Genomic DNA, 1668 nt, shown 5'->3' with positions numbered 1-1668 from the left:
TGCCCACCCTTCTATGACTCGTGTCAAGGTTGTGGCTTTGGGTGGCTTGAGTTGGCTGAGTGCTGGCGGGCTTTTTGAGGAATGCTGGCAATTGCCGCGATCACCTTCTATCCGCACGAGCCTGACGCTCGATGCCCTATGCTGCTTGCGCCGCTAGGCGCTGTGCAAAGCCCCTTGGCAGCAAGCCCCATCTACATGCGACGGTCTGGGTGAACCCAGGGTGGGCGCGGGCTGGCTGACCAAGCACTGCCATCAATTCAAGCGCGGTGTCCTTCTCTTTTCGGTGTGTTCAGGCGTTGGGGTAGGGATGTTGGCTTGACGGCGGGGTCAAGGGCGGGCGAAGCCCGGCGAAGCGCACCCTTGAGGCCGCCGTCAAGCCAGTAGGCTTGGTGGTGGCTGGAATGCGGCGCACTGCCGCATTCCAGCTTGGTGACCGCTGCTTCGATCATGGCTCACGCCCCGCGGGCTTGAAGCGTGCGCCGGCGGGTATGACGCCGAACTGGTGGTAGCGCCAGAGCGCCACCAGCAGCTTGCGCGCCAAGGCCACGATGCCGATGCGCCTGATGCGCTTGGAACCCGTGCCAAAGCGGCTCATGAACCACTTGGCCAAGTCACTGTCGGGCTGCAGACGCAGCCAGCGCCAAGCTAGCTCGACGGCAGCCGTTCGCACGCGCCGGTTGCCCGCGCCGCTGATGCCCTGCTCACGCAGGCTGTCGCCACTGGCGTAAGGCGTGGGGGTCATGCCGCAGAGCGCCCCGAGTTGCCTGCGGTTGGCGATCTGGCGCCAGCCGAGGATCTCCCGGTCCAACAGCCAGGCGGTGTCCACGCCGACCGCAAACAGCCGCATGAGCGCGCGCATGGCGGCGCTGCGCTCGTCGCCGCCGTGCAGTATTTCGCTGCGGCGTTGCCGCTCCAGCTGCACCACCTGCTGCGAGATGAGCTGGCGGCGCTGCCACATCCGCAGCAGCTCGGCGCACAGCTGCGCAGGCAGCGGCTGGCCGTCCCAGCGGCGCAGCTGCTGCAACTCCTGCGCAAAGCCCGGCTTGAGCGCCAGTCGCAGGCCCTGCGTGGCCAGCAAGGAGCCGATGCGGTTGCCCAGCGCAGTGCGCTCCTTGAGCAGCCGCTCGCGTTCGCGGTGCAGCCTGCGCCGATCCTCGTCTTCCTCGCTGGGCACGCGCACCTCGTGCCACACGTGCAGCTCGCCACTGTGCACACGCGCCAGCAGCGCCATCAGCTTGCCCAGGTCGACCCGGTCGGTCTTGACGCGCTTGGCGCGCTGGCTCACTTCGATGCTGGCGGAATCAACCACGCGGCTGTCCACCCCAATGCTGAGCAGCCAGCGGTGAATCGAGAAGGCATCCCGGCCCGCCTCGTAGCAGCTGAGCACCGGCGCTTGCGGCGGTAGCCCAAGCCGCGCTTTGGCCCGCTCGATCTCCCCCTTCAGCGTCTGCCTGTCCCACGCTGCCACCGTCTTGCGGCGCTCGCGCGTGCCGCCGGCGCACCTGAACTGCACGTGCCACCTGCTGTCGCAGATCTCCAGCGCCATCAGCAGCGTCGGCAAACCGGTGTAACCTTGCTCGTTGACTCGGGTCGTTTCCATGTTGGCTCCTTTCGTGAAGTAGCCAAGCAACCTTAGGACCAATTACGGCCCGAGTCATAGCATCTACG

At 66.5% G+C, this 1668-nt stretch carries 1 protein-coding gene; it reads right to left on the bottom strand.

Annotated features, from left to right (window positions below):
- Positions 1 to 445: 445 nt before the first annotated feature.
- Positions 446 to 1600: an IS110 family transposase gene (locus tag V6M61_RS08040; protein WP_332776044.1), complete on the bottom strand. Its 1155-nt coding sequence runs from the start codon at positions 1598 to 1600 to the stop codon at positions 446 to 448.
- Between the last annotated feature and the right edge of the window lie 68 nt (positions 1601 to 1668).

This window comes from Polaromonas sp. (assembly GCF_036676035.1).
Taxonomy (GTDB): domain Bacteria; phylum Pseudomonadota; class Gammaproteobacteria; order Burkholderiales; family Burkholderiaceae_C; genus Polaromonas.
This window is presented reverse-complemented; position numbering and strand designations above follow the sequence as displayed.